The sequence below is a fragment of the Aurantimonas endophytica genome, assembly GCF_014196845.1.
GTDB classification, from domain to species: domain Bacteria; phylum Pseudomonadota; class Alphaproteobacteria; order Rhizobiales; family Rhizobiaceae; genus Aurantimonas; species Aurantimonas endophytica.
Window position 1 is genome coordinate 727,103 of the sequence record NZ_JACIEM010000001.1, and the last position, 25,156, is coordinate 752,258.

The following is a 25,156-nucleotide window of genomic DNA, read 5'->3' on the forward strand; positions in this document are numbered from 1 at the left end:
CTCGGGGGCGCCGGATACCACCCGAAGTTGCTCCAGCATGTCGCGTACATACTGGAGATTCGCTCGCGTATCACGGGAGTTCGATGACATGGACGGTGCAACTTCCTGAAACGAGGGGTTCCCGGTGCGCCGGTTGCGGCGGCGCAATTACGCGCCATGGTTATATACTTAAGGTTATTCGCCTCTAGGTTGCAACCGGAATCGGGGCTCGCAAGCGGCGGGGTTGACCCTGCGGCCGCGACTGTCCATGTGACGGGGCGGCGCACGCCTTCCATCATTCGGCAGCTTAGCTCGCTGTCACGCGTCGCCTCCTCAGCTCTCGGGACCGTTTTCTCATGGATGTCGTCATCGTCGAATCGCCGGCCAAAGCGAAGACGATCAACAAGTATCTCGGCGGCAACTTCCAGGTTCTCGCTTCCTACGGACACGTGCGCGATCTTCCCGCCAAGGACGGCTCCGTCCGGCCGGACGAGGATTTCGCCATGGACTGGGAGGTGGCCAAGCTCTCGCAGAAGCGGCTGAACGAAATCGCCCAGGCGGTGAAGAAGGCCGACCGGGTCGTCCTCGCCACCGACCCTGACAGGGAGGGCGAGGCGATCTCGTGGCACGTGCTCGAGGTGCTGCGCCAGAAGAAGGTGATCGGCACCAAGCCGGTCAGCCGCGTCGTCTTCAACGCCATCACCAAGAAGGCGGTGCTGGATGCGATGGCAAACCCGCGGGAGATCGACGAGCCGCTGGTGGACGCCTATCTCGCCCGCCGTGCCCTCGACTATCTCGTCGGCTTCACGCTTTCCCCCGTGCTCTGGCGCAAATTGCCTGGTGCGCGCTCGGCCGGCCGCGTCCAGTCCGTGGCGCTCCGCCTCGTCTGCGACCGCGAGGCCGAGATCGAGGTCTTCAAGCCGCAGGAATACTGGCAGCTCAGCGCGCTGCTGGCGACGCCGCGCGGCGACGAGTTCCGCGCCCGGCTGACGGCGTTCGACGGCGACAAGCTACAGAAGATGTCGATCGGCGACGAGACCCGGGCGGCGCTGATGCGCACCATGCTGGAAGGCGCGACCTACCGAGTCGACAGCATCGAGGCGAAGCCCACCCGCCGCAATCCCGGCCCGCCCTTCACCACCTCGACGCTGCAGCAGGCGGCCTCCGCCAAGCTCGGCTTCTCGGCTTCCCGCACCATGCAGGTCGCGCAGCGTCTCTATGAAGGCATCGATGTCGGCGGCGAGACCGTCGGCCTGATCACCTACATGCGAACCGACGGCGTGCAGATCGCCCCGGAGGCGATCGAGTCGGCGCGCCAGGCGATCGCATCGACCTTCGGCCCCCGTTACGTCCCGGACAAGCCGCGCTTCTACGCCACCAAGGCGAAGAACGCTCAGGAGGCGCACGAGGCGATTCGCCCGACCGAGTTCAGCCGCTCGCCGAAGGACGTCGAGCGCTTCCTCGATCGCGACCAGGCACGGCTCTACGACCTGATCTGGAAGCGCACCATCGCGAGCCAGATGGCGGCGGCCGAGATCGAGCGCACCACCGCCGAGGTCGTCGCCGAGGGTGACGGCAAGACCGCGCGCCTGCGCGCCACCGGTTCTGTCATCAAGTTCGACGGTTTCATCGGCGCCTATGTCGATCATCGCGACGACAGCGTTGCACCGGCGGCCGGCGAGGACGACGACGAGTCGGCGCGGCTGCCCGAGATCCGCGCCGAGGAGGATCTCGACCGTCGCGCGGTCGATGCCTCGCAGCATTTCACCGAGCCGCCGCCGCGCTATTCGGAGGCGTCGCTGATCAAGAAGATGGAGGAGCTCGGCATCGGCCGGCCTTCCACCTATGCCGCGACGCTGCAGACGCTGGAGGACCGCGACTACATCGTCCAGGACAAGCGGAAGCTCTTGCCCCAGGCCAAGGGCCGGCTGGTCACCGCCTTCCTGCATAATTTCTTCGAGCGCTACGTGGAGTACGACTTCACCGCCGGGCTCGAGGAGAAGCTCGACCGCATCTCCGCCGGTGAACTAGCCTGGAAGGACGTCTTGCGGGAGTTCTGGCTGGACTTCTCCTCGCATGTCGACGGCACCAAGGAACTGCGCGTCTCCAACGTCCTCGACGCGCTGAACGTCGAACTCGGGCCGCTGGTCTTCCCGGCGCGCGAGGACGGCACCGATCCGCGCGCCTGCCCGCGCTGCGGCCAGGGCCAGCTGTCGCTGAAACTCGGCAAGTTCGGCGCGTTCGTCGGCTGCTCCAACTATCCCGATTGCGGCTTCACCCGGCAGCTCGGCACCAGCTTCTCCGCTGATGCGGCGGGCGAGGATCAGCCGGACGGGCCGAAGGAACTCGGCGCCGATCCCGCCACCGAAGAGATGGTGACGCTGCGCAGCGGCCGGTTCGGCCCCTATGTCCAGCGCGGCGAGGGCAAGGAAGCCAAGCGCTCGTCCCTGCCGAAGGGCTGGGAGGTCGCCGACATGGACCTCGAGAAGGCGCTGCGGCTCCTGTCGCTGCCGCGCGAGGTGGGACTGCATCCCGAATCCGGCAAGCCGATCCTCGCCGGGCTGGGCCGCTACGGTCCGTTCCTGCAGCATGACGGCATGTACGCCAACCTCGAGACCATCCAGGACGTATTCGAGGTCGGTCTCAACCGCGCCGTGACGGTGATCGCCGAGAAGAAGGAAAAGGGCGGCCGCGGGCGTGGCACCCCGGCTGCGCTGGCCACGCTGGGCGAGCATCCGGATTTCGGTGGCCAGATCACCGTCCGCGACGGCCGCTTCGGCCCCTACGTCAATGTCGGCAAGATCAACGCGACACTGCCGAAGAGCAAGGACCCGGCGAGCGTCACGCTGGCCGAAGCGATCATCCTCTTGAACGAGCGCGCCGAGAAGACCGGCAAGGGCGGACCGGCCAAGAAGGCCGCCGCGAAGAAGCCTGCGGCGAAGAAGCCCCCTGCCAAGAAGGCGGCCGCGACGGATCGCAAGGCGCCGGCGAAGAAGGCTGCGGCCAGGGCACCTGCCAAGACGGCCGGCAAGAGTGCGGCTAAAAAGCCGGCCAAGGTCGCTGCCGTCGGCGGCGACACCGTGCCCTGGGACGCGGATTGAGCCATGGCGAGGCGACAGCCCGGGGCCGATGCCCGGCCGGAACTGACCCGCGAGGCCGTGCTGCGCTTCATCGCGGAGAACCCCGGCCATGCGTCCAAGCGCGATATCGCCAAGGCGTTTGGCATCAAGGGTGACGACCGGCTGTTCCTGAAGAACCTCCTCAGCGACCTGCAGGCCGAGGGCGTGCTGGCGGGCGGGCGCAAGCGCTTCATAACCCCCGGTGCGTTGCCCAGCATCGCGGTCCTCGAGATCCGCGGCCGCGACGAAGACGGCGGGCTTCTGGCCGAACCGGTGACTTGGGACGAAGCACAGGACGGCGAACGCCCCCGCATCGCCGTCATCCAGCAGCGTGACAAGGGTCCCGCGGCGGGTCTGGGGGAACGCATCCTCGCGCGCATCGAGACCGACGAGGCCGGCCTTCGCAGCGCCCGCGTCGTGCGCGTGCTGGAGCGCCGCAAGTCGCTGTCGGTCGGCGTGTTCCGGTCGCGCCCGGGCGGCGGCGGCAGGATCGAGCCGGTCGAGCGCAAGCAGCCGGAATATACCGTCGCGCCAGGCGACGAAAAAGGCGCCAAGGACGGCGACCTGGTCGAGGTCGAGCCCGGCCAGCGCACCCGCATCGGACTGCCGACGGCGTCCGTCGTCGCAGTTGTCGGCTCGATGAACTCCGAGCGTGCGATCTCGACGATCGCGCTCCACGTCCATTCGATTCCCCATATTTTCCCGCAGAGTGTCCTGGCAGAAGCCGACAAGGCCGGCCCCGCGTCGATGCAGTCGCGCGAGGACTGGCGGGACCTGCCGCTCATCACAATCGACCCGGCGGACGCCAAGGACCACGACGACGCCGTCCATGCGACCGACGATCCCGACCCGGCCAATCCCGGCGGCATGATCGTCACCGTGGCGATCGCCGACGTCGCCTATTATGTCAGATCCGGCTCGAAGCTTGATTCCGAGGCGCGGCTGCGCGGCAACTCGGTCTATTTCCCCGACCGCGTCATCCCGATGCTGCCCGAGCGGATCTCCAACGATCTCTGCTCGCTGAAGGAGGGCGTCGATCGCCCTGCCCTGGCCGTGCGGATGGTGATCGGCGCGGACGGCGAGAAGCGCAGCCACGACTTCCACCGCATCATGATGCGCAGCCACGCCAAGCTCGCCTACGAGGAAGCCCAGGCGGCAATCGACGGTCAGCCGGGCGACGCAGCGGCACCGATGCTCGAGCCTGTCCTGAAGCCGCTGTGGAAGGCCTATGGGCTGGTCGGCCGGGCGCGCGAGCGTCGCCAGCCGCTCGACCTCGACCTGCCGGAAAAGAAGATCAAGCTCGACGAGAACGGCCGCGTCGATCGCGTTCTCGTCCCGGAGCGCCTCGACGCCCACCGGCTGATCGAGGAGTTCATGATCCTCGCCAATGTCGCGGCGGCCGAGACGCTCGAGCAGAAGCGCCAGGCGCTGATCTACCGCGCCCACGACTCCCCCTCCTTGTCCAAGCTCGAGGCGCTGCGGGACTTCCTGCGGACGCTGGAGATCTCGCTGGCCAAGGCCGGCTCGCTCCGGCCGTCGCATTTCAACAGCATCCTGCGGCAGGTAAAGGCCAGCGAGCACGAGACCCTGGTCAACGAGGTGGTGCTGCGCTCGCAGTCGCAGGCCGCCTACTCACCCCAGAACATCGGCCATTTCGGCCTCAACCTGGTACGTTACGCGCATTTCACCTCGCCGATCCGCCGCTATGCCGACCTCATCGTCCACCGGGCGCTGATCACCGCGCTCGACCTCGGCGACGGCGGCCTCAGCCGCGAGGACGAGGAGAGCCTGGAGCAGACCGCCGAGGAGATCTCGCGCGCCGAGCGCCGCGCCATGGCGGCGGAACGCGATACGGTCGACCGGCTGATCGCCCATCATCTGGCCGAGCGGCTGGGCGAGGAATTTGCCGGGCGCATCACCGGCGTGACGCGGGCCGGGCTGTTTGTCGTGCTGCCGGCCTACGGTGCGGACGGGTTCGTACCTATATCGACGCTTGGGGCGGAATATTTCCACCACGACGAGGTTGGCCATGCGCTGATCGGCGAACGCAGCGGCCATGGCTACCGGCTGGGCGACGCGGTCGAGATCAAGCTGGTCAACGCCCTGCCGCTGGCGGGCTCGATGCAGTTCGAGATGCTCACCGAGCCGCGCCGGTTGCCGGGATCGACCGCGTCCTTCCATAAGGCCCAACGGCGGGGCCCCAAGGGACGCGACAAGAACGTGGCCGCAAAGACGAGGAAAAGACGATGAACCAGCCCATGAGCGCCGGCACCTTCGAGACGCGCGCCAACAGCCGCGAGGGCGAGCGGCCGCTCTGGCCGGCTTTGGTCAACGGCTTTCGCAGCCGCTGCCCGAACTGTGGAAAGGGCAAGCTCTTCAAGGGCTTCCTGAAGAGCGTTGATTCTTGCTCCGAGTGTGGGCAGGAGATCCATCACCACCGCGCAGACGACCTGCCGCCCTACCTCACGATCTTCATCGTCGGCCACGTCGTCGTCGCCGGCTTCATGGCGCTGGACGAGACGGTCGCGTTGTCGATGTGGACGCAGCTGGCGATCTGGGTCCCGATCACGGTCGCGATGTCGCTGGCCCTGATGCAGCCGCTGAAGGGCGCAACGATCGCCCTGCAATGGTCGCTGCGCCTCGGCGGCTTCGGCGGCGAGGAAGACGCGGACCGGGTCGGGTGACCACGGAGGCGGCGCTGGAATCGCTCGAAGCCGAGCGTGCGCGCCTGAGCCTGATCCGCCCGAACGGGCCGCTTCTGCGGCCCCGCGATGCCGGCACGCTGATCGTCGTCGACCGAACCGGGCCGATGCCTCGCCTGCTGATGGGCAGACGATCTCCCGGTCACGTCTTCATGCCCGGTCACTACGTCTTCCCTGGCGGCGGGGTCGACCCGGCGGATCTGCGCCTTGCCGCATCGTTCGCGCTCTCCGACGACGCCGTGGGACGCCTCTGTGCCGGACCGCCGTCGCGCTTCGATCCGCGCCGCGCCACGGCCGTCGCGCTGGCGGCCATCAGGGAAACCTTCGAGGAGACCGGCACGATGGTGGGCGCGCCAGGATCCCTGGTCATCGGATCCGGCTACTGGCGGCCCTTCGCTGAGCGTGCGATTCGGCCGAGTCCGGAGATGCTGGTGCCGCTGGCTCGTGCGATCACCCCTCCCGGACCGCCGCGTCGATATGACACCCGCTTCTTTTGCGTCGATGCGACCGCCCTCGCCCACGGCCCTGTTTCGGAGACTCCGCCGACCGACGAACTCGAGGCCGTCGGCTGGTTCACACTCGACGAGATAAGGCAATTGCCGATCGCGACGATCACGCGGCGGGTGCTGGTCGACCTGGAGCAACGGCTCGCCAACGATTCCTGGCTGGACGCGTCGCGTCCAATGCCGTTCTACCGTGTGGTGCGCGGTCGGTTCGTCCGCGAATTGCTCTGAACGAGGGCCCACGGGCGATGGACAAGTGGACGCCGGCCGACATCGTCGCCGAGGCAGAGGCGGAGATTACCGAGATCGACTGGATCGCGGCGGGCGCCGCGATCGCCTCGATCAGCGCTGTCGGTATCGCGCTCGGTCTCGGCCTGCCGCTGCTCAGCGTCATCCTCGAGCGACGCGGCATCTCGGCGACGATGATCGGTGCGAACACGGCGGTCGCTGGTGCGGCCTCGCTCCTGGCGGCCCCGCTGATCACGCCGATCGCGCGGGTGATCGGCGTGCGCGTCGCGATGCTCGCGGCCATCGTCCTCTGCGGCGTCTCGGCCATCGGCTTCTATCTGGCTACTGCTTTCTGGATGTGGTTCCCGCTGCGGCTGGTCTTCCACTTCTCGATCACCGCCCTGTTCGTCCTGTCCGAGTTCTGGATCAATGCGGCCGCGCCGCCCGGCAGGCGCGGTTTCATTCTCGGCATCTACGCCACCGTCCTTTCGCTCGGCTTTGCGGCCGGTCCGTGGATCTTCTCGCAGGTCGGCTCCAGCGGCTTCCTGCCCTTCGGGATCGGCGCCGGCGTGATCTTCGCCTCGGCCATCCCGCTGTTCTTCGCCTGGAATCGGCAGCCGCTTCTGGGAAAGCACCGGAGCGGCGCCTTCTGGCGCTTCATCTTCTCCGTTCCCACCGCCACCGGCGCCGTGCTGGTGTTCGGTGCGGTCGAGGCCGGCGGATTCGCGCTCTTCCCGATCTATGGCGAGCGCATCGGCTTCACCGAAGGGTCGGCGGCACTGCTGCTGACGGCAATCGGCCTCGGCAACGTCCTCATGCAGATCCCGATCGGTCTCGTATCGGACAAGGTCGCCGACCGGCGGACGCTGCTTTCGCTCTTCGCCTTCGTCGGACTGGCGGGAACGCTCTGCCTGCCGCTGCTCGCGGAAAACTGGTGGCTGATGGCGGGCGTCCTGTTCGTCTGGGGCGGCGTCGTAGCCGGCCTCTACACGGTCGGGCTGGCGCATCTCGGCTCGAAGCTCTCGGGCTCGGAACTCGCCTCCGCCAACGCCGCCTTCATCTTCTGCTATTCGGCGGGCATGCTGATCGGCCCCCAGGCGATCGGCTCCTCGATGGACCTCTTCGGCAATAACGGCTTCTCCTGGGCTCTCGCCGTGTTCTTCACCGCGTACCTGCTGCTGACGCTTGCTCGCCTCGCCAATAGCCGTTACCGCACTTGACTTGGCGGCGCGCGTGGCTATGGTCCCGCTGAAATCCGCCGGCGCGTCGCGACGGCGCATTGGCGCGTGGCGCGCCCGCCGTATCTGCGGCGCGCGCACGGGTCGACAGAAGTTTTCAGCCGCGCTTTCGGCAAACGGGCGGGACCTTGGGGTCCAGTCGGCGCGGCGCGCATCAGCGAACGGACAGGGCGATGGCCAAGGCAACGACGATCAAGATCAAGCTCCTCTCGACGGCCGACACCGGCTTCTTCTACGTGACGAAGAAGAACAGCCGTACGATGACCGACAAGATGACCAAGACGAAGTACGACCCGATCGCGCGCAAGCACGTCGAGTTCAAGGAAGCCAAGATCAAGTAGGGCCTCTTTCGTCTGCCAGATCATGGCGCCGCTCCGGCAACGGGGCGGCGCTTTTTCGTGCGCCGACGATGGAGCAGGCGTTGCCTTTGAGCCGGTTCGGCGGCAGCAGGCGACGCACCGGGTCTGGGCGTGGCCATCGGGCGCCATGGCACAGGGCGATGCGTCGTTGGTCGGGAAGGCAGTCCCACGCTCCAGCAGGGTGGAGCGAAATGGCCGGCCGGCCTCATTGCGACGGTACGAGGAAACCGTCATTGCATGAAGCCGACCGGCCCCCCACGGGACCCAGGAGATGCGGCGGACCTGAGCATTCCATGGGGTAGCTGTGAAGATCAGGGGATGGACCTTGACCTCCGATTTCGAGTGACACTCGCCCAGAACCGAATCGAATGCAACGAGATTGGTCGCTCTGTCGTGTGAACTTTAATTAATGGTTAAGGACGTTTCAGCGCGCCCAATCCGTGGGTGAGGCTCAGGCGGCGTCGCGGACTTCCACGCGGTTGCGCCCTGCCCGCTTGGCGGCGTAGAGCGCGGCATCCGCCCGCTTCAGCAGCGACAGGTTGTCGTCGCTGCCGGGCTCGAAGACCGCCAGCCCTTCGCTGACTGTGACCGTGATCGCCTTGCCATCGACGATGAAGGGCCTTTCGCAGACGCTCTGGCGGATGCGCTCGGCAATGCCGACCGCAGTGTTGGCGTCTGCCTCGATCATCAGTATGGCAAATTCTTCGCCACCGAAGCGGCAGGCAAGGTCGCTGGAGCGCAGGCACTGCGACAGGCGCGTGGCGAACTCCTTGAGCACGCGGTCGCCGGCGTCGTGTCCCCAATTGTCGTTGATACGCTTGAAATGGTCGATATCGGCCATCAGCAGGGCAAAGCCGACGCCGTTGTGCTGCGCTGCGGCCACGGCCCGCGCCATGTGGGTTTCTAGGAACCGCCGGTTGTGCAGACCGGTGAGCGGATCGGACACGGCGAGCTGGATGGTCCGCTGGACAGAGTTGCGCAGCCCGTCGTCGTAGCGCTTGCGCCGGATCTGCGTCCTGACCCGGGCGACGAGTTCGTTGCGGTCGATCGGCCGGTGGATGTAGTCGTTGCCGCCGAGTTCGAGGGCACGCGCCAGTTTCTCCTCGTCGTCCGGTCGCGCGCTGGCGAGGATCGGAGTCAGCCGGCTGGCTTCGTTGGAGCGTAGCTGCGAGATCAGCCGCAGCGGATCGACCCCCTTGCCGTCCATGTCGATCAGCAGAACGTCCGCCAGGCCTGCGGCGGCGGCATCGCCGAACCCCGCGACGTCATCGATGATGCCGACGGATGCTACGCCCCTCAGATGCCGGCGGACGCGCTGCCCGTGCTCGGCCGATTCGCTGAACAGCAGCACGTGCGGCGGCGGCTCAAGGAGGTCGGGCCGGAAGTGCGTATCGGCGGCCATCAGGCTGACCGCGGTCTCGGCGCGGCGACGCAGCTCGTCGGTGACGAATTTCAGCCTCGTCAGGCTGCGGACCCGCGAGAACAGCGCAAGGTCGCGCACCGGCTTGGTCAGGAAGTCGTCGGCGCCTGCCTCGAGCCCGGTCAGCCGGTCGGATGCCTGGTCGAGAGCAGTGATCAGAACGACCGGCAGATGCGCCGTGCGGGGATCGGCCTTCAGCCGGCGACAGACCTCGAAACCGTCCATTTCGGGCATCATCACGTCAAGGAGCACGAGGTCGACGGTTTCGGTCTGGCAGATCCGCAGTGCATCGGGACCATTCGTGGCGGTGACGACCTGATAGTATTCCGCCGTCAGACGCGCATCGAGGAGCTTCAGGTTCAGCTCGACGTCGTCGACGAGGAGAATACGGGCCGTCATCGCAGATCTCAGCTCTCACCCAGGAACGAACGGATCGTCTCGATGAACTTCACCACCGAGATGGGCTTGGAGATGTAGGCTTCGCAGCCCCCCTGGCGGATCCGCTCCTCGTCGCCCTTCATGGCGAAGGCCGTGACGGCGATGATCGGGATCTTGAACAGCTCCGGATCGCTTTTCAGCTGGCGCGTGACATCCAGCCCCGAGATTTCGGGGAGCTGGATATCCATGAGGATCAGGTCGGGCCTGTGCTCCCGTGCCAGGTCGACAGCGGTCAGGCCGCTGCGCGTCTGCACCGTCGCGTAGCCGTGCGCCTCGATGAGGTCACGGAAGAGCTTCATGTTGAGCTCGTTGTCTTCGACGATCATCACGGTCTTGGCCATCGGGCACTCCTCGCCTCGACCCTCACATGGTCTTCGGCTATCCAGGGTCTCTTCTAGCGGAAACTGATTTAAGAAGTGGGAATCGATCGGTTGCGGTCTCTTAACGATAACAATCGGTTACGCGGCGCTTCCCGACCAGCCTCAATTAGTCGCGAGGATGCTGATTCCGTTGCGGTTCAGGCACTTGGCTTCATCGCCGCGGACCGCCCCCTGCTCGACCGCTTCCTGGCCGTGACCGGCATCAACGTCGCCGAGCTGCGCGCCGCCGCCGCGACTCCGGGTTTCCTGGCGGGCGTGCTGGACTTCGTTCTCGCGCACGAGCCGACGCTCATGGCGTTCGCCGCCGACCAGTCGCTCGACCCCGCCCGCGTGGCCGCCGCGCGCGAGGCCCTTGCCGACAGCTTCGGCGTGCCGTCCCGATGAGCCGTCGCAGCGTAACGGAAGGACCGCGAGTCGACGAGCTCTCGCAGGCACACAAGGCGCTGCTTGTCCTCGACATCGACGAGGTGGTTCTGGAGTTCATCGCGCCGTTCCAGGAGCTCCTGGCCGAGTATGGAGCACGCTTGCAGGCCGACAGCTTCCGGCTGACCGGCAATGTCCGCTCGCTCTCGACCGGCGCGGCGCTGAGTGGCTCCGAACTCGACCAAGTCACGATGCGGCTCTACGAGGACCAGGAGGCGCGCCAGAAGGTCGTGCAAGGCGCGGCCGAATCGCTCGGGCGTCTCGCCGGCATGGCCGACATCGTCTTCCTCACCGCCATGACGCCCTCGTTCTATCCCCGCCGTCGGACGCTGCTCGATCGCGAGGGGCTCACCTTCCCGATGATTGCGACGGAGCGCTCCAAGGGTGCCGTCGTCGCCGAGCTCGGGGCGCGTTGGGACGGCCCGCTGATCTTCGCCGACGACCTGCCGCCCAATCTCGTCTCGGTGCAGCGCAGCTATCCGGCTGCCCACCTGATCCATCTGATGGCGAACGAAGCCTTTCGCCCGCATCTGCCGCCGCTGCCGAACGGTGCCCTCGCCGCCGCCGACTGGGGTGAGGCCGAATCGTTGATCCTCGCGATCCTCGACGGCAAACCGGCCCGGACCCGCGGCGCCGCATAGCAGCGCTGCCCTCGCCGCGATTTCCCTCCGGAGGCGGCTGGGCTATCCTGCCGGCCAGCAACTCGCCCCGAGTCGACCATGTCCGCCCCATCCCCCTTGCGCTTCTGCCGGGACTGCCTCGTCCGCCAGGGCGCGGTCGGAAGGCGCTGCATGTCCTGCGGCAGCCCGCGGGTCGCGGATCACTCGGAACTCGCCGATCTCGCCATCGCCCATCTCGACTGCGACGCATTCTATGCCAGCGTCGAGAAGCGCGATCGGCCGGAATTGCTGCACCGGCCGGTGATCATCGGCGGCGGCCAGCGCGGCGTCGTCTCGACCGCCTGCTACATCGCCCGCATCCGCGGCGTGCGCTCCGCCATGCCGATGTTCAAGGCACTTAAGCTCTGCCCAGACGCCGTAGTGCTATCGCCCGACATGGCGAAATATGCCGGCGTCGGCCGCGAAGTCCGGGCGATGATGCTGGCGGTCACGCCGCTGGTCGAGCCACTGTCGATCGACGAGGCGTTTCTCGACCTGTCCGGAACGGAGCGCCTGCATGGCGAGCCCGCGGCGATGACGCTCGCCCGCCTCGCCGCCCGCGTCGAGAAAGAGCTCGGGATCACCGTCTCGATCGGCCTCTCGCACAACAAGTTTCTCGCCAAGGTCGCGAGCGATCTCGAGAAGCCGCGCGGCTTCTCGGTGATCGGCCGGCAGGAGACCCTCGCCTTCCTTGCCGACAAGCCGGTGACGAAGATCTGGGGCGTCGGCGGCGCCATGGAGCGCTCGCTCGCCGGCGACGGCATCACCAGCATCGGCCAGTTGCAGACCATGGACGAGGCCGGACTGATGCGGCGCTACGGCCAGATGGGCCAACGCCTGTATCGGCTGTCGCGCGGCATCGACACGCGCAAGGTCGATCCGAGCAGCGAGATGAAGAGCATCTCCGCGGAGACCACCTTCAACAGCGACCTGTCCGCCGCCGCCGACCTGGTGCCGCTGTTGCGCGCCCTCAGCGAAAAGGTGGCGCGGCGCCTGAAGGCGACGGACCTTTCGGCGACGACGATCGTCCTGAAACTGAAGAGCGCTGACTTCCGTATCCGGACGCGCAACTTCAAGCTCGGCCAGCCGACCCGCCTTGCCGACCGGATCTTCGCCACCGGCCGGATGCTGCTGGAAAAGGAGATCGACGGCACCAGATTCCGGCTGATCGGCATCGGCTGCTCCGATTTCCACCCTGCAGTAATGGCCGACCCCGACGATCTCGTCGATCCGGGCGCCGCCAAGCGCGCCAAGGCGGAAGCGGCGCTCGACCGTCTTCGCGACCGCTTCGGCCAAAGCGCCATCGAGACCGGCTACACATTCGGCCGGACGGCACGAAAGCACGTCGCGACCTCGGGCACCTATCGCTCGAAGCCCGTCGAAGTGCCGGACGACGACGTGGATTGACGCCTGGCGGCGCGGCCCAAACCGTCCCGCGTCCTCGGAATGACTGCGCCTACAGAAGCTCGACGTCGAGCACGCCGGGCGCCGCCTTCACGGCGCTCGCCATCTGCGGCGAGACCCGGTAGCGGCCGGGCAGCGTGATCTCCACCTCCCGCTCGCCGGCGTCGCGCACCAGGATCACCGAAACCTCGCTGTCGCCATCGGTCTGAAGCTGGCTGCGGACGAGTTGCAGGGGCGCGGCATCCCGCATGAAGATGCGCAGCGCCTTCTGCATGCGCACCGCCTCGTCCTCCAGCGACTGCACCGACTGGACGCGCAGCGAGATGCCTTCCGGCCGTTCCTCCGCGGAGACCGTGACGATCACCGAGGCGCCCGGCTCCAGCATGTCGCGGAACGCGTAGAGCACTTCGGAGAACAAGACGACCTCGTACTGGCCGCTCGGATCGGAGAGCTGGACGATGCCGATCTTGCCGCCGGTCCGCGTCTTGCGCTCCTGGCGCGACGTGACCGTCCCGGCGAGCTTGCCGGCGCTGGCGCCGCGCTTCACGCCAGCGGTGACCTCGGCATGGGTCTGGACGCGCAGGCGCTTCAGCGTCGCCTTGTACTCGTCGAGCGGATGCGCCGAGATGTAGAAGCCGATCGCCTGGAACTCGCGCAGCAGCTTTTCCGCGGATGTCCAGAGCGGTGCCGGGTTGAGCCGCAGCGGCTCCGGCGCATCACCCGCAGAGCCGAACATGTCGTGCTGGCCGGAGGTGCGGCCCTCGTGGACCCGCAGGGCATAGGAGGTCATCAGCTCGATATTGGCCGTCAGCACCGCCCGGTCATGTCCGAAGCAGTCGAGCGCGCCGGCGGCGATCAGGAACTCCAGCGTGCGCTTGTTGACGATCTTCGGGTCGATACGTGCGCAGAAATCCTCCAGCGACGCGTACTCGCCGTCGCCGCGCCGCTCGACGATGTGTTCGACCGCCTGCTCGCCGATGCCCTTGATCGCGGCGAGCGCGTAGAAGATCCGGTTCTCCCCGACCTCGAACGCCTTGTGCGAGGTCTGCACCGAGGGCGCGAACACCTTGATCCCCAGACGCTGGGCGTCCATGCGGAAATCGTTGAGCTTGTCGGTGTTGCCGCAGTCGAGCGTCATCGACGCGGCAAGGAACTCGACCGGGTAGTTCGCCTTCAGATAGGCCGTCTGGTAGGCGATCAGCGCGTAGGCCGCCGCGTGGCTCTTGTTGAAGCCGTAGTCGGCAAACTTGGCGAGCAGATCGAAGATCATGTTCGCGTGGGCCTTCTCGAGCCCGTTGGCGACCGCGCCCTCGACGAAGCGCACGCGCTGCTGGTCCATCTCGGCGCGGATCTTCTTGCCCATCGCGCGGCGCAGCAGGTCGGCTTCGCCGAGCGAATAGCCGGCCAGGACCTGGGCGATCTGCATCACCTGTTCCTGGTAGATGATGACGCCCTGCGTCTCCTTGAGGATCGGCACGATCTTCTCGTGGATGACGTCGACTTCCTCGTCGCCGTGCTTGCGGGCGTTGTAGGTCGGGATGTTCTCCATCGGGCCCGGCCGGTACAGCGCGACGAGGGCGATGATGTCCTCGAAGCGGTCGGGCCGCATGCCGATCAGCGCCTTGCGCATGCCGACCGATTCCACCTGGAACACACCGACCGTCTCGCCGCGGGTCAGCATCTCGTAGCTCTTGGCGTCATCCAGCGGGATCGCGGCGAGATCGATCTCGATGCCCCGGCGGGCGATCAGCGACACCGCCTTCTGCAGCGTCGTCAGCGTCTTCAGGCCGAGGAAGTCGAACTTGACCAGGCCCGCCGGTTCCACCCACTTCATGTTGTACTGGGTGACCGGCATGTCGGAGCGCGGGTCGCGGTACATCGGCACGAGCTTCGACAGCGGCCGGTCGCCGATGACGATGCCGGCGGCGTGGGTCGAGGCGTGGCGGTAGAGCCCTTCGAGCTTCAGCGCGATCGAGATCAGCCGGTCGACGACCTCCTCCTTCTCGCGCGCTTCCTGCAGCCGCGGCTCCTCGACCAACGCCTGCGCCAGCGTCACGGGGTTGGCCGGGTTCTGCGGCACCAGCTTGCAGAGCTTGTCGACATGGCCGTAGGACATCTCGAGCACGCGCCCGACGTCGCGCAGCACGGCGCGTGCCTGCAGCGTTCCGAAGGTGATGATCTGCCCGACCTGGTCGCGGCCGTATTTGCCCTGGACGTAGCGGATGACCTCCTCGCGCCGGTCCTGGCAGAAGTCGATGTCGAAATCCGGCATCGACACGCGGTCCGGGTTGAGGAAGCGCTCGAACAGCAGCGAGAAGCGCAGCGGGTCGAGATCGGTGATGGTCAGCGAATAGGCGACCAGCGAGCCCGCACCCGAACCGCGGCCGGGACCGACCGGGATCCCCTGCGCCTTGGCCCATTTGATGAAGTCCGCGACGATCAGGAAGTAGCCCGGAAACTTCATCCGCTCGATGATCGTCAGCTCGAAGTCCAGGCGGGCGCGATAGCTCTCCTCGCTCTCGCCCGGAGCAAGCCCGAGCGTCGCCAGCCGCTTGTCCAGCCCCTCGAAGGCCTGGCGGCGCAGTTCGCCGACCTCGGCCGCGTCGGCCTCTATCGGGTCCGCATCGGCGCCGGCAAAACGCGGCAGGATCGGCGCGCGCGTACGCGGCCGGTAGGAACAACGCCGGGCGATCTCGATCGTGTTCTGCAGCGCTTCCGGCAGATCGGCGAACAGCACCGCCATCTCGCCCTGTGTCTTCAGGCAGTGGTCGCGCGACAGACGGCGGCGGTCCTCCTGGCTGACCAGCCGGTTGCTCGCCACCGCGAGCAGCGCGTCATGAGCGTCGAAATCGTCGGGACAGTAGAAGAACGGCTCGTTGGTCGCGACCAGCGGCAGCGCCATGTCGTAGGCGAGCTCGATCGTTTCCGCCTCGACCCGGCGGCTTCGCCCTTCCTGGCGCTGCAGCTCGACATAGAGCCGGTCGCCGAAGCACGCAGCGAGCCGCTCGAGCCGGGCACGGGCAAGCGGGCCGCGATCTGCGGCAAGCGCGAGACCGATTGGCCCGAGCGGGCCGCCGGTCAGGCAGATCACGTCGCCGCAATATGCCTCGATCCACTCGACCGGCACGTGCGGCCGCTGTGTATCGGGATGCCCGAGATAGGCCAGCGACACTATCTCGACGAGGTTGGCATAGCCGGCCTCGCTGGTCGCGATCAGCACCAGCGGCGCCATCGGCAGCGCGTTGCGGTCGCCCCGCCCGCCGCGACCGTCGGTGACCGTATCGCCGAAATCGACGTCGAGCTGGCAGCCGACGATCGGCTGCAGCCCGGCCTTTGCCGCCTTTTCGGAAAATTCCAATGCCCCGAACAGATTGTTCGTGTCGGCAATGCCGATCGCCGGCGCTTCGTCGGCGATTGCGAACTTGATGATCTGGTCGAGCTTCAGCGCGCCTTCGAGCAACGAATAGGCGCTGTGCACCCGCAGGTGAATGAAGCGGGGGCCGTCACCGATGGGATCGCTCATCCGGTTGCTCCTGGGTCATCGAGACTACCCGGCGGCGTACCGAGGAGCCCGCTGCGGCATTGGTGTCAGCAGTCCTACCCGCTCAACCTTCGGCCGGTAAGAGTGGCGGCCAACCCGTCCCCAGGAAAGCGGCGATCAGACGGCGTGGACGAGAAGCGTCAGGCTGAACACGAAACCGGACATGACGACCAGCGACAGGAGATCCTTGGCGAAATCGAGCATCTTCGTTCCCTCTCTGTTCTATGTTCGTGATTTGTTCCTATCCTAGCGGAAATGTCAAGCGCCGGGCGCGAAAAGGCGCCGCCCGGCGAGAGGCAGGATTTTCTTCGAGGGATTTCTTGCGCCGGCAACCCCGGCAGCGCCTGGGGACGCAGGCTTCAGCCGAACCGGTGGGGCACGATCCGCCCCTGCTCGATCGTGATGGAGCGGTCCATCCGGGCAGCCAGCTCATGGTTGTGGGTCGCGATCAGTGCCGCGACCCCCGACTGGCGGACCAGCGCGGTGAGTGCGTCGAAGACGTAGCCCGCCGTCGTTGGATCGAGATTGCCGGTCGGCTCGTCAGCGAGCAGGACATGCGGCGAATTGGCAACCGCCCGGGCGATCGCCACGCGCTGCTGCTCGCCGCCGGAAAGTTCGGCGGGGCGGTGCAAGGCGCGCTTGCCGATCCGCATGTAGTCGAGGAGCTCCTGCGCCCGAAGCTGCGCGTCGCTGCGACCGAGGCCGAGAATCATCTGCGGCAGCATGACGTTCTCGATGGCTGAGAACTCCGGCAACAGGTGGTGGAACTGGTAGACGAAGCCGATCGACCGGCGCCGCATCTGGGTCCGACGATCATCGCCCAGACTGCCGCACGCCTCGCCACCGACATACACCTCGCCGGTGTCGGGCCGCTCGAGCAGGCCGGCAATGTGCAGGAGGGTCGACTTGCCGGCGCCGGACGGCGCGACGAGCGCGATCATCTCGCCAGCGCGGACCTCCACCTCGGCGCCGTCGAGGATGGTGAGCTTGCCCTCGCCCTCCTTGAAATGCCGACCGACCGCTTCGAGCCGCAGCGCAACGTTGTCCGTCATCATTCGTACCGTAATGCCTCGACCGGATCGAGCCGGGACGCCTGCCAGGACGGCAGGATCGTCGCGACGAAGGAGAGGCCGACGGCCATCAGGACGACCAGCACGACCTCGGAGGCGTCGATCTCCGCCGGCAGCTGGCTGAGGAAATAGAACTCCGGGTTGAACAGCGTCGTCCCCGAAAGCCAGGAGAAGAACAGCCGGATGTTCTCGATGTTGAGGCAGAAGGCCGTGCCGAGGATCAGTCCGGCCAGCGTGCCCGCCAGCCCGATCGAGGCGCCGGTGATCAGGAACACCCGCATCACCGCGCCCTTGGTGGCGCCCATCGTGCGCAGGATGGCGATGTCCCTGCCCTTGTCCTTCACCAGCATGAAGAGACCGGAGATGATGTTCAGCGCCGCGACGAGGATGATCAGCGTCAGGATGATGAACATCACGTTCCGCTCGACCTGCAGCGCCGAGAAGAACGATTCGTTCTGGGTTTGCCAGGTGACCGTATAGGCCGGTCGTTGCGCCGCGGCCTCGATCTGCGGCTGCAACAGTCCCACCGCGTCGGGATCGTCGACAAAGAGCTCGATCGACTGGGCCTGCTCTTCCTGATTGAAGAACAGCTGGGCTTCGGTAAGCGGCATGTAGACATAGGCCGCGTCGTATTCCGACAGGCCGATCTCGAAGATCGCCTTGACCGGATAGGCCTTGACCCGCGGGGTCGTCCCGAGCGGCGTGACGTCGCCCTCCGGCGAGACGAGGGTGATGTTGTCGTCGAGGCGCAGTCCGAGCGCCTCCGCGAGACGTATGCCGATGGCGACGCCGCCGCCGGTATCGAAATCCGCCAGCGTTCCCTGGCGGATGTTCTCGGAGATCGGTGCCAGTTCGTCGAGATCGTCACCCCTCACACCCTTCACCAGGGCGCCCGTGCTGGTGGTGGCGGGACCGGACGCGAGCACCTGCCCCTGTACCAGCGGCATGGCGAAATCGACGCCCGGGACCGTCGCGACGCGCTGTGCGACGGCGTCGAAGTCGCGCAGCGGCTGGTCGATCGGATAGAGGATGACGTGGCCGTTGACGCCGAGGATGCGGGTCAGCAGCTCGCCGCGAAAACCGTTCATCACCGACATGACGATGATCAGCGCCGCAACGCCCAGCATGATGCCAATGAAGGAGAAGCCGGCGATCACCGAGACGCCGGCGTCCCGCCGACGGGCGCGCAGATAACGCCCGGCGATCATCCACTCGAATCGCGAGAACGGCCGCGTCGAGCCGCGCTTTTGTGTCGAGCTCGCCGGTGCGAGGGTTGCTTCCGTCAAGCCAGCACCCGGTCCAGGACCGAGGCAATCGGCAGGGTCTCTCGCTCGCCGGTCGCCCGGTTCTTGATCTCGGCCTCGCCCGCCTTGGCGCCGCGCGGTCCGACGATCAGCTGCAGCGGCAGGCCGATCAGGTCCATGGTCGCGAACTTCGCGCCGGCGCGCGTTTCCTGGTCGTCGTAGAGCACCTCGACGCCTGCCGCCTCGAGCTGCGCGTAGAGCTCGTCGCAGACGCGGTCGCAGTCGGCGTCGCCCGGCTTCATGTTGATCAGCCCGACATCGAAGGGCGCGACCGACTTTGGCCAGATGATGCCGTTCTCGTCATGCGAGGCCTCGATGATCGCCGCGAGCAGACGGCTCGGACCGATTCCGTAGGATCCCATGTGGACGGGAACGTCCTTCCCGTCCGGGCCGGTGACGACAGCATTCATCGGCTCGGAATATTTCGTGCCGAAGTGGAAAATATGGCCGACCTCGATGCCGCGGGCGGCCAGGCGCTCGTCCTCCGGCAAGGCATCCCAGGCGGTGGTGTCGTGCATCTCGTCCGTCGCCGCATACGGCGTCGTCCAGGTATCGACGATCGCCTTCAGGGCGGCCGGATCGGAAAAATCGACGTCGGCGCCGGGAACCGGCAGTTCGAGATAGTCCCGATGGCAGAACACTTCGCTCTCGCCGGTGGCGGCGAGGATGATGAACTCGTGGCTGAGATCGCCGCCGATCGGGCCGGTGTCGGCACGCATCGGGATCGCCTTCAGGCCGCAGCGCTCGAAGGTCCGCAGATAGGCGACGAACATCCGGTCATAGGAAACGCGGGCGGACTCGAAGTCGAGGTCGAAGGAGTAGGCATCCTTCATGAGGAATTCGCGGCTGCGCATCACCCCGAAGCGCGGCCGGACCTCGTCCCGGAACTTCCACTGGATGTGGTAGAGGTTGAGCGGCAGGTCCTTGTAGGAGCGCACGGACGAGCGGAAGATGTCGGTGACCATCTCCTCGTTGGTCGGCCCGAACAGGAGGTCGCGACCGTGGCGATCCTCGATGCGCAGCATCTCCTTGCCGTAATCCTCGTAGCGCCCGCTCTCGCGCCACAGGTCGGACGACTGGATGGTCGGCATCAGCAGTTCGATCGCGCCGGAGCGGTCCTGCTCTTCGCGGACGATCTTGCACACCCGGTCGAGGACCCGCTTGCCGAGCGGCAGGAACGAATAGATCCCCGCCGCCTGCTGCCGGATCATGCCGGCCCGCAGCATCAGCCGATGCGATACGATCTCGGCTTCCTTCGGCGTTTCCTTGAGAATGGGCAGAAAATATCGCGACAGGCGCATGATGAGTCCGGTCAGAGTCGGTGTCGGCAGCACGAGGGGCCACGGAGCCGCCTCATAACCGTTAGACTGGAGAATGGGAAGGCGGGATGGCCCGGCACCGAGCGCGCGGAACGAAGACCGACGTCATGACATCAAAATTTCACAACGCCGCAAATTTCGCGTGACAAGACGCGGCGGTCTGGCTAACGTTCGGCCCTATAAAGAAGGCGCCCGTGAGGCGCCGACTGCGGTCTAGTCTCGGGAGGACGCGGTTTCCGGCGCGACATATTGTTGCAGCCCCGAACAAAGTCTTCGGTGTGAAATCCAGGCACGCAACTTCATGATGCAAGGCGAAAGCCTTGCATTTTTTTTGCCCCCGGCTTTGCCAAGTCCGCCTCCTGGTCGGCCATCGGCCGATCAGCGCCTCGGGCTCAGCTATGCGGGATGAAGTTGGGGAAGTCGTCGGGGCTGAGTCCCCAGACCTGGGTGACCAGATAGAACACGACGAAGATCACGCTCGCCAGCAGCGTCGTCTGGACGAACTTGCGTCCCATGCGGGCCTCGGACGGCGCCCCGTGGTCGGTGCCGAGCGTCACCTGATCGTTTTCGATCTGCGAGCGGTGGCCGAGCGGCAGGATGACGAAAAGCGACGTCCACCAGATGATGAAATAAACGGCGAGTGCCGAGATCCAGCCCATCGTCACGCCTCCTCTAGTTCGGTGAGTGTCCCGAACAGGTCGCCCGGATGCACGAAAAGCACCGGCTTGCCGTGGGCCCCGGTCCGGGGTTCCCCGTCTCCGACGACCCGGCCACCAGCGGCCAGGATCCGGTCGCGCGCCGCGCGAATGTCGTTCACTTCATAGCACACATGATGCATGCCGCCTTTTGGGCTCTTTGCCAGGAAAGCCGCAATCGGCGAATTGTCGCCGAGGGGTTCAAGCAGCTCGATCTTGGTGTTGCCGAGATCGACGAACACCACCGTCACGCCATGCTCCGGCAGCGCCACCGGTGCCGAAATCTCGGCACCGAGCATAGCCTGGTAGCGCTCGACCGCCGCGGAAAGATCCGGGACGGCGAGCGCTACATGGTTCAGGCGACCGAGCATGGCAGGTCCTCAGGAACGGGTGACGAACACCGTCACGATCGGCTTCTTGCCCCAGGCCTCGAAGGCTGCGCCGCGAACGGCACGCCGCACCGCTTCGGCAACGAGGTCGAGGTCCTTGCGCCGGTTGGGCGGGATACTCTCGACGGCGCCCGCGGCGGCGTCGATCATGATCTCCTCGATCTCCTCGCCGCCCGCGTCGTCCTTCGGCATGCCCAGCGCGACGAGATCGGGATCCTCGCGCATCTGCAGCTTGGCGGTCAATTCGACCAGCACCGAGACCTGGCCGACATTCGACAGCCGGCGGCGCTCGTTGATGCCCATCTCCTCGGCCGAGCCGATCAGGCGGCCGTCCTTGTAGAGGCGGCCGACCGGGACCTCGTCGATGATCGCGGCAGCCCCCGGCGACAGACGGACGACGCCGCCATTGCGCACCGGGATGACTTCACGAACGCCGAGTTCGCTCGCCAGCAGCGCGTGCGCCGTCAGATGCGCCGCCTCGCCATGGGCGGGGATGGCGATCTTCGGACGCACCCATTCGTACATCTGGCGCATCTCGCTGCGGCGCGGATGGCCGGAGACGTGGACGAGCTTGGCGCCGTCCTCCAGCACCTCGATGCCGCGTTCGATCAGGGCGTTCTTGATCTCGATGATGCCCTTCTCGTTGCCAGGGATCGATCGGGAGGAGAAGATCACCAGGTCGCCCTTGGAGAGCGATACCGAGGGATGTTCGTTGCGCGACAGGCGTGCCAATGCCGCGCGGGGCTCGCCCTGGCTGCCGGTGAGGATGATCACAGCCTTTTCCGGCGGTATGTAGCCGAAATCCTGCTCGCCGAGGAATGGCGGGATCCCCTCCAGATAGCCGAGTTCGCCCGCGACGTCGCACACCCGCCGCATCGACCGGCCCATCAGCAGCACCTGACGGCCCGCATCGCGCGCGGCGGCCGCGATCGACCGGATCCGGCCGACATTGGAGGAGAAGGTGGTCACCGCGACGCGGCCCTTGGCGCTGCGGATGATGTCGCCGAGCGAAGCGGAGACTTCCTTCTCGCTGGGGCTGATGCCTTCGCGCATGGCGTTGGTCGAATCGGCGACCATCGCCAGAACGCCCTCATCGCCGATCTCGCGCAGACGCTTCTCGTCGGTCGGCTTGCCGAGGACGGGCGTCGCGTCGATCTTCCAGTCGCCGGTGTGGACGACCGTGCCGGCGGGCGAGCGGATGGCCAGCGCGACCGGTTCGGGGATCGAGTGGGTGACGTTGATCGCCTCGATCTCGAATGGTCCGACCTTGAATCGGTCGCCCGCCGCGAAGATCTCGACCGGGATTTTTGGCGCCCCCGCCTCGCCTTCCCGCTTGGCCGCGAGCAGCGCTGCCGTGAAGGCCGTCGCATAGACCGGTACCTTGTTCAGCCGCGGCCAGAGGTCGAGCAGCGCGCCGTAATGGTCCTCATGGGCATGGGTGATGACGATGCCCTTCAGCGCGTGCTTCTCTTCCTCGAGAAAACGCGTGTCGGGAAAGATCAGATCGGCGCCCGGGAAATCCGGCCCGGCGAAGGAGACGCCGCAATCCACCATGATCCACTCGCGGTCTTCTTCCGGACCATAGCCGTAGAGGGCGAGATTCATACCGATCTCGCCGATGCCGCCTAGCGGCACGAACAGTAGCTCACTCAAACTTTTCTTCTTTCGCGTCATGTCACGGCGCGGCAAGGCCGCGCGCGATGGGTTTCGTTCTCAGTCCAAATTCGTCGTGGCGGCAGGAGCCGCAAAATCGGAGGGCGCCTTTCGGGCGTCTGCCTCCAGAAAGAAAAGGTCGCCGGCGGAAATCGCCGTGCGGGTCGCATCATCGCGCAGGAGGATCAGCCGTCCGTCCTCGTCGAGCGCCTCGAACCGCCCAGTCAGCGTCCGGTCCGCCATGGCGACACGGCAATCGGCGCCCACGCCAACCGCGACACCCAGCCATTCCCGCCGAACGGCATCGAAGCCACGTCCGCGATCAAAGCGTGAAAGCGCGTCGGCGAGACCTCCGGCCACGGCGCCGAAGACGGTATCGAGCGCAAGATCGGGAGCCCCTTCCCGCGCCAGGCTGGTGACCGGATAGGGAGCCTCACCGGGTATCAGTGAAACGTTGACCCCGCAACCAATCACCACCGCCATTCGACCATCGGGCAGCCGTTCGCTCTCCAGCAGGATACCGACCGCCTTGGCGCCACCGATCAGCACGTCGTTCGGCCATTTCACCGCGACAGCCGACCGGTCCGGCAAAAGCCGCGCCAGCCCGTCGCGAATCCCGAGCGAGGCGACGAGCGGCAGCTTGGACAAATGCTCCAGTGGTGCCGGATCGATGGTCAGCAGGCTGGCGTAGAGGTTGCCTCTTTCGGAGGCCCAGCTACGTCCCCGCCTGCCCCGCCCGGCGGATTGCCGTTCCGCCGTCACCCAGAGCGGGCCGGGATCGCCTGATCGCGCCGCTTCGAGCGCGATGCTGTTGGTCGAGGTGACCTCGCCCAGCGCCAGCCGCCGCAGCCCTGAAGACGCCGCGGCCACCCCTAGAAGAAGGTCCGGGCGGCGGCCTCGGCCGCCGCGAAGATCGGGCCGCCGACGAGCAGATAGACCGGGAAGATGAACAGCGCCGAGACACCGAGCACGACCCGCAGTTCCATCGCCATCGGGACGAAATCCTCCGAGGCGTCGTCGAACCACATCACCTTGACGATCCGCAGGTAGTAATAGAGGCCCACGACGCTCGCGAGGACACCGATCACGGCGAGCGCATAGAGCCCCGCCTCGACCGCCGCCATGAAGACGAAGTACTTGGCGAAGAATCCGGCCAGCGGCGGCAGGCCGGCGAGCGACAGCATCAGGATGGTCAGGAACAGCGCCATGGCGGGGTTGGTCTTCGACAGGCCAGCCAGGTCGTCGATGTCCTCGACCATGCCGTCCCTGCGGCGCATGGCAAGGATGACCGCGAAGCTGCCGAGCGTCATGGCCAGGTAGATAGCCATGTAGAGCAGCACGCCGCGCACGCCCTCGGCCGTCGCGGCGGACAGGCCGACCAGCGCGTAGCCCATATGGCTGATCGACGAATAGGCCATCAGCCGCTTGATGTTGCGCTGACCAATCGCCGCGAACGCACCGAACGCCATCGAGGCGATCGAGATGAAAACCAGCACCTGCTGCCAGTCGACGGAAAGCGGCTGGAAGCCCTGCACCGTGAAGCGGGTGAGGATGGCCATCGCGGCGACCTTCGGCGCCCCGGCCATGAAGGCCGTGATCGGCGTCGGGGCACCCTCGTAGACGTCCGGGGTCCACATATGGAACGGCACGGCGGAGATCTTGAAGGCGAGGCCGGCGAGGACGAAGACCAGGCCGATGATGACGCCGAGCGAGCGTTCGCCGAGCGCGACCGACGCGGCGATCGCCTGGAATTCGATCTGGCCCGTAAAGCCGTAGATCAGCGATGCGCCGTAGAGCAGCATGCCCGAGGACAGTGCGCCGAGGACGAAATATTTGAGGCCCGCCTCCGTGGAACGGACGGAATCGCGGTTGATCGCGGCGAGCACGTAGATCGCCAGCGACTGCAGCTCGAGCCCGAGATAGAGGCCGATCATGTCCCCGGCCGAGACCATCATCATCATGCCGGTGGTCGACAGGACGATCAGCACCGGGAATTCGAAGCGGTTGAAGCGCTCGCTCTCGGCAAAGCCCACCGACATCACCACGGCCGCCGCCGCGCCGATTAGCACCAGCACCTTCATGAACACGGCGAACGGATCGAGGATGAAGGATCCGCCGAACGCCGTGCCGAGTGGCGTGACCAGCACCAGCCACAGGCCGGCTATGATGATCAGTGCCACCGAAAGGCCGGTGACGGTCTGGGCACTGCGCTCTCCGGCGAAGACGCCGTACATCAGCAGCAGCATAGCGCCGACCGCCATGATCAGCTCGGGCGCGACGATCGGAAGGCTCGTGGCCAACATGTCCGAAAGCATAGGCGTTCCGTTCCCGCT

Annotated in this window: 20 protein-coding genes; 9 read left to right on the forward strand and 11 right to left on the reverse strand. The window is 66.5% G+C overall.

The features are described 5' to 3' along the window. Positions 1 to 335: 335 nt before the first annotated feature. The 6 genes from topA (at position 336) to rpmG (ending at position 8,110) form a co-directional block, all read left to right on the forward strand. Positions 336 to 3,080, forward strand: coding sequence for a type I DNA topoisomerase (gene topA / locus GGR03_RS03655; protein WP_183206183.1), 2,745 nt, complete (start codon positions 336 to 338; stop codon positions 3,078 to 3,080). A gap of 3 nt (positions 3,081 to 3,083) precedes the next feature. Then, positions 3,084 to 5,348: a ribonuclease R gene (gene rnr, locus GGR03_RS03660; RefSeq protein WP_183206184.1), complete on the forward strand. Its 2,265-nt coding sequence runs from the start codon at positions 3,084 to 3,086 to the stop codon at positions 5,346 to 5,348. After that, the gene (locus GGR03_RS03665; protein WP_246367574.1) at positions 5,345 to 5,782 is read left to right on the forward strand and encodes a DUF983 domain-containing protein; all 438 of its coding nucleotides are present in this window, start codon (positions 5,345 to 5,347) and stop codon (positions 5,780 to 5,782) included. The genes rnr and GGR03_RS03665 overlap by 4 nt, the downstream gene beginning before the upstream one ends. Continuing rightward, positions 5,779 to 6,534, forward strand: a complete 756-nt coding sequence (locus GGR03_RS03670; RefSeq protein ID WP_252920099.1) for an NUDIX hydrolase — start codon at positions 5,779 to 5,781, stop codon at positions 6,532 to 6,534. The genes GGR03_RS03665 and GGR03_RS03670 overlap by 4 nt, the downstream gene beginning before the upstream one ends. 17 nt (positions 6,535 to 6,551) lie before the next feature. Next, complete coding sequence (locus GGR03_RS03675; RefSeq protein WP_183206186.1) at positions 6,552 to 7,751, forward strand: MFS transporter; 1,200 nt, start codon at positions 6,552 to 6,554, stop codon at positions 7,749 to 7,751. Between the two features lie 191 nt (positions 7,752 to 7,942). Further along, positions 7,943 to 8,110 (forward strand): 50S ribosomal protein L33, encoded by a 168-nt coding sequence (gene rpmG, locus GGR03_RS03680; RefSeq protein WP_163045463.1) that lies wholly within the window; start codon positions 7,943 to 7,945, stop codon positions 8,108 to 8,110. A 469-nt stretch (positions 8,111 to 8,579) separates the two neighbouring features. Here the strand turns inward: rpmG and GGR03_RS03685 are convergent, their stop codons facing one another. Continuing rightward, on the reverse strand, positions 8,580 to 9,947 hold the full coding sequence (locus tag GGR03_RS03685; RefSeq protein WP_183206187.1) for a PleD family two-component system response regulator: 1,368 nt from the start codon (positions 9,945 to 9,947) through the stop codon (positions 8,580 to 8,582). A gap of 8 nt (positions 9,948 to 9,955) precedes the next feature. Further along, positions 9,956 to 10,327, reverse strand: a complete 372-nt coding sequence (locus GGR03_RS03690) for a response regulator (RefSeq protein ID WP_163045462.1) — start codon at positions 10,325 to 10,327, stop codon at positions 9,956 to 9,958. A gap of 144 nt (positions 10,328 to 10,471) precedes the next feature. Between GGR03_RS03690 and GGR03_RS03695 the strand changes: the two genes are divergently transcribed. The 3 genes from GGR03_RS03695 to GGR03_RS03705 all read left to right on the forward strand — a co-directional run bounded on the left by GGR03_RS03695 (position 10,472) and on the right by GGR03_RS03705 (position 12,855). Further along, a complete protein-coding gene (locus GGR03_RS03695; protein WP_183207016.1) occupies positions 10,472 to 10,750 on the forward strand; it encodes a DUF3572 family protein in 279 nt (92 codons plus the stop codon). Then, entirely contained in the window at positions 10,747 to 11,430 is a 684-nt protein-coding gene (locus GGR03_RS03700) for a hypothetical protein (protein ID WP_183206188.1), read from the forward strand. Before GGR03_RS03695 ends, GGR03_RS03700 begins: the two co-directional genes overlap by 4 nt. A gap of 78 nt (positions 11,431 to 11,508) precedes the next feature. Beyond that, positions 11,509 to 12,855 carry a DNA polymerase IV gene (locus tag GGR03_RS03705; RefSeq protein WP_183206189.1) on the forward strand — a complete coding sequence of 449 codons (1,347 nt, stop codon included), beginning with the start codon at positions 11,509 to 11,511 and terminating at the stop codon, positions 12,853 to 12,855. Positions 12,856 to 12,904: 49 nt separating this feature from the next. Here GGR03_RS03705 and dnaE read toward each other — a convergent pair whose 3' ends face one another. From dnaE to nuoN, 9 genes are all read right to left on the reverse strand, one after another. Continuing rightward, positions 12,905 to 16,375: a DNA polymerase III subunit alpha gene (gene dnaE, locus GGR03_RS03710; RefSeq protein WP_183206190.1), complete on the reverse strand. Its 3,471-nt coding sequence runs from the start codon at positions 16,373 to 16,375 to the stop codon at positions 12,905 to 12,907. A 377-nt stretch (positions 16,376 to 16,752) separates the two neighbouring features. Further along, positions 16,753 to 17,445, reverse strand: coding sequence for an ABC transporter ATP-binding protein (locus GGR03_RS03715; protein WP_183206191.1), 693 nt, complete (start codon positions 17,443 to 17,445; stop codon positions 16,753 to 16,755). Further along, positions 17,445 to 18,671, reverse strand: coding sequence for a lipoprotein-releasing ABC transporter permease subunit (locus GGR03_RS03720; RefSeq protein ID WP_183207017.1), 1,227 nt, complete (start codon positions 18,669 to 18,671; stop codon positions 17,445 to 17,447). Before GGR03_RS03720 ends, GGR03_RS03715 begins: the two co-directional genes overlap by 1 nt. Positions 18,672 to 18,745: 74 nt before the next feature. Further along, positions 18,746 to 20,068, reverse strand: a complete 1,323-nt coding sequence (gene proS / locus GGR03_RS03725; protein WP_183206192.1) for a proline--tRNA ligase — start codon at positions 20,066 to 20,068, stop codon at positions 18,746 to 18,748. Positions 20,069 to 20,478: 410 nt separating this feature from the next. Further along, complete coding sequence (locus tag GGR03_RS03730) at positions 20,479 to 20,745, reverse strand: DUF1467 family protein (RefSeq protein ID WP_183206193.1); 267 nt, start codon at positions 20,743 to 20,745, stop codon at positions 20,479 to 20,481. A gap of 2 nt (positions 20,746 to 20,747) precedes the next feature. After that, positions 20,748 to 21,152, reverse strand: coding sequence for a methylmalonyl-CoA epimerase (gene mce / locus GGR03_RS03735; RefSeq protein ID WP_183206194.1), 405 nt, complete (start codon positions 21,150 to 21,152; stop codon positions 20,748 to 20,750). A gap of 9 nt (positions 21,153 to 21,161) precedes the next feature. Continuing rightward, positions 21,162 to 22,844 carry a ribonuclease J gene (locus tag GGR03_RS03740; RefSeq protein WP_183206195.1) on the reverse strand — a complete coding sequence of 561 codons (1,683 nt, stop codon included), beginning with the start codon at positions 22,842 to 22,844 and terminating at the stop codon, positions 21,162 to 21,164. A 39-nt stretch (positions 22,845 to 22,883) separates the two neighbouring features. Then, positions 22,884 to 23,693: a biotin--[acetyl-CoA-carboxylase] ligase gene (locus GGR03_RS03745; RefSeq protein WP_183206196.1), complete on the reverse strand. Its 810-nt coding sequence runs from the start codon at positions 23,691 to 23,693 to the stop codon at positions 22,884 to 22,886. Positions 23,694 to 23,695: 2 nt separating this feature from the next. Then, on the reverse strand, positions 23,696 to 25,138 hold the full coding sequence (gene nuoN, locus GGR03_RS03750) for an NADH-quinone oxidoreductase subunit NuoN (protein ID WP_183206197.1): 1,443 nt from the start codon (positions 25,136 to 25,138) through the stop codon (positions 23,696 to 23,698). Positions 25,139 to 25,156 lie beyond the last annotated feature (18 nt).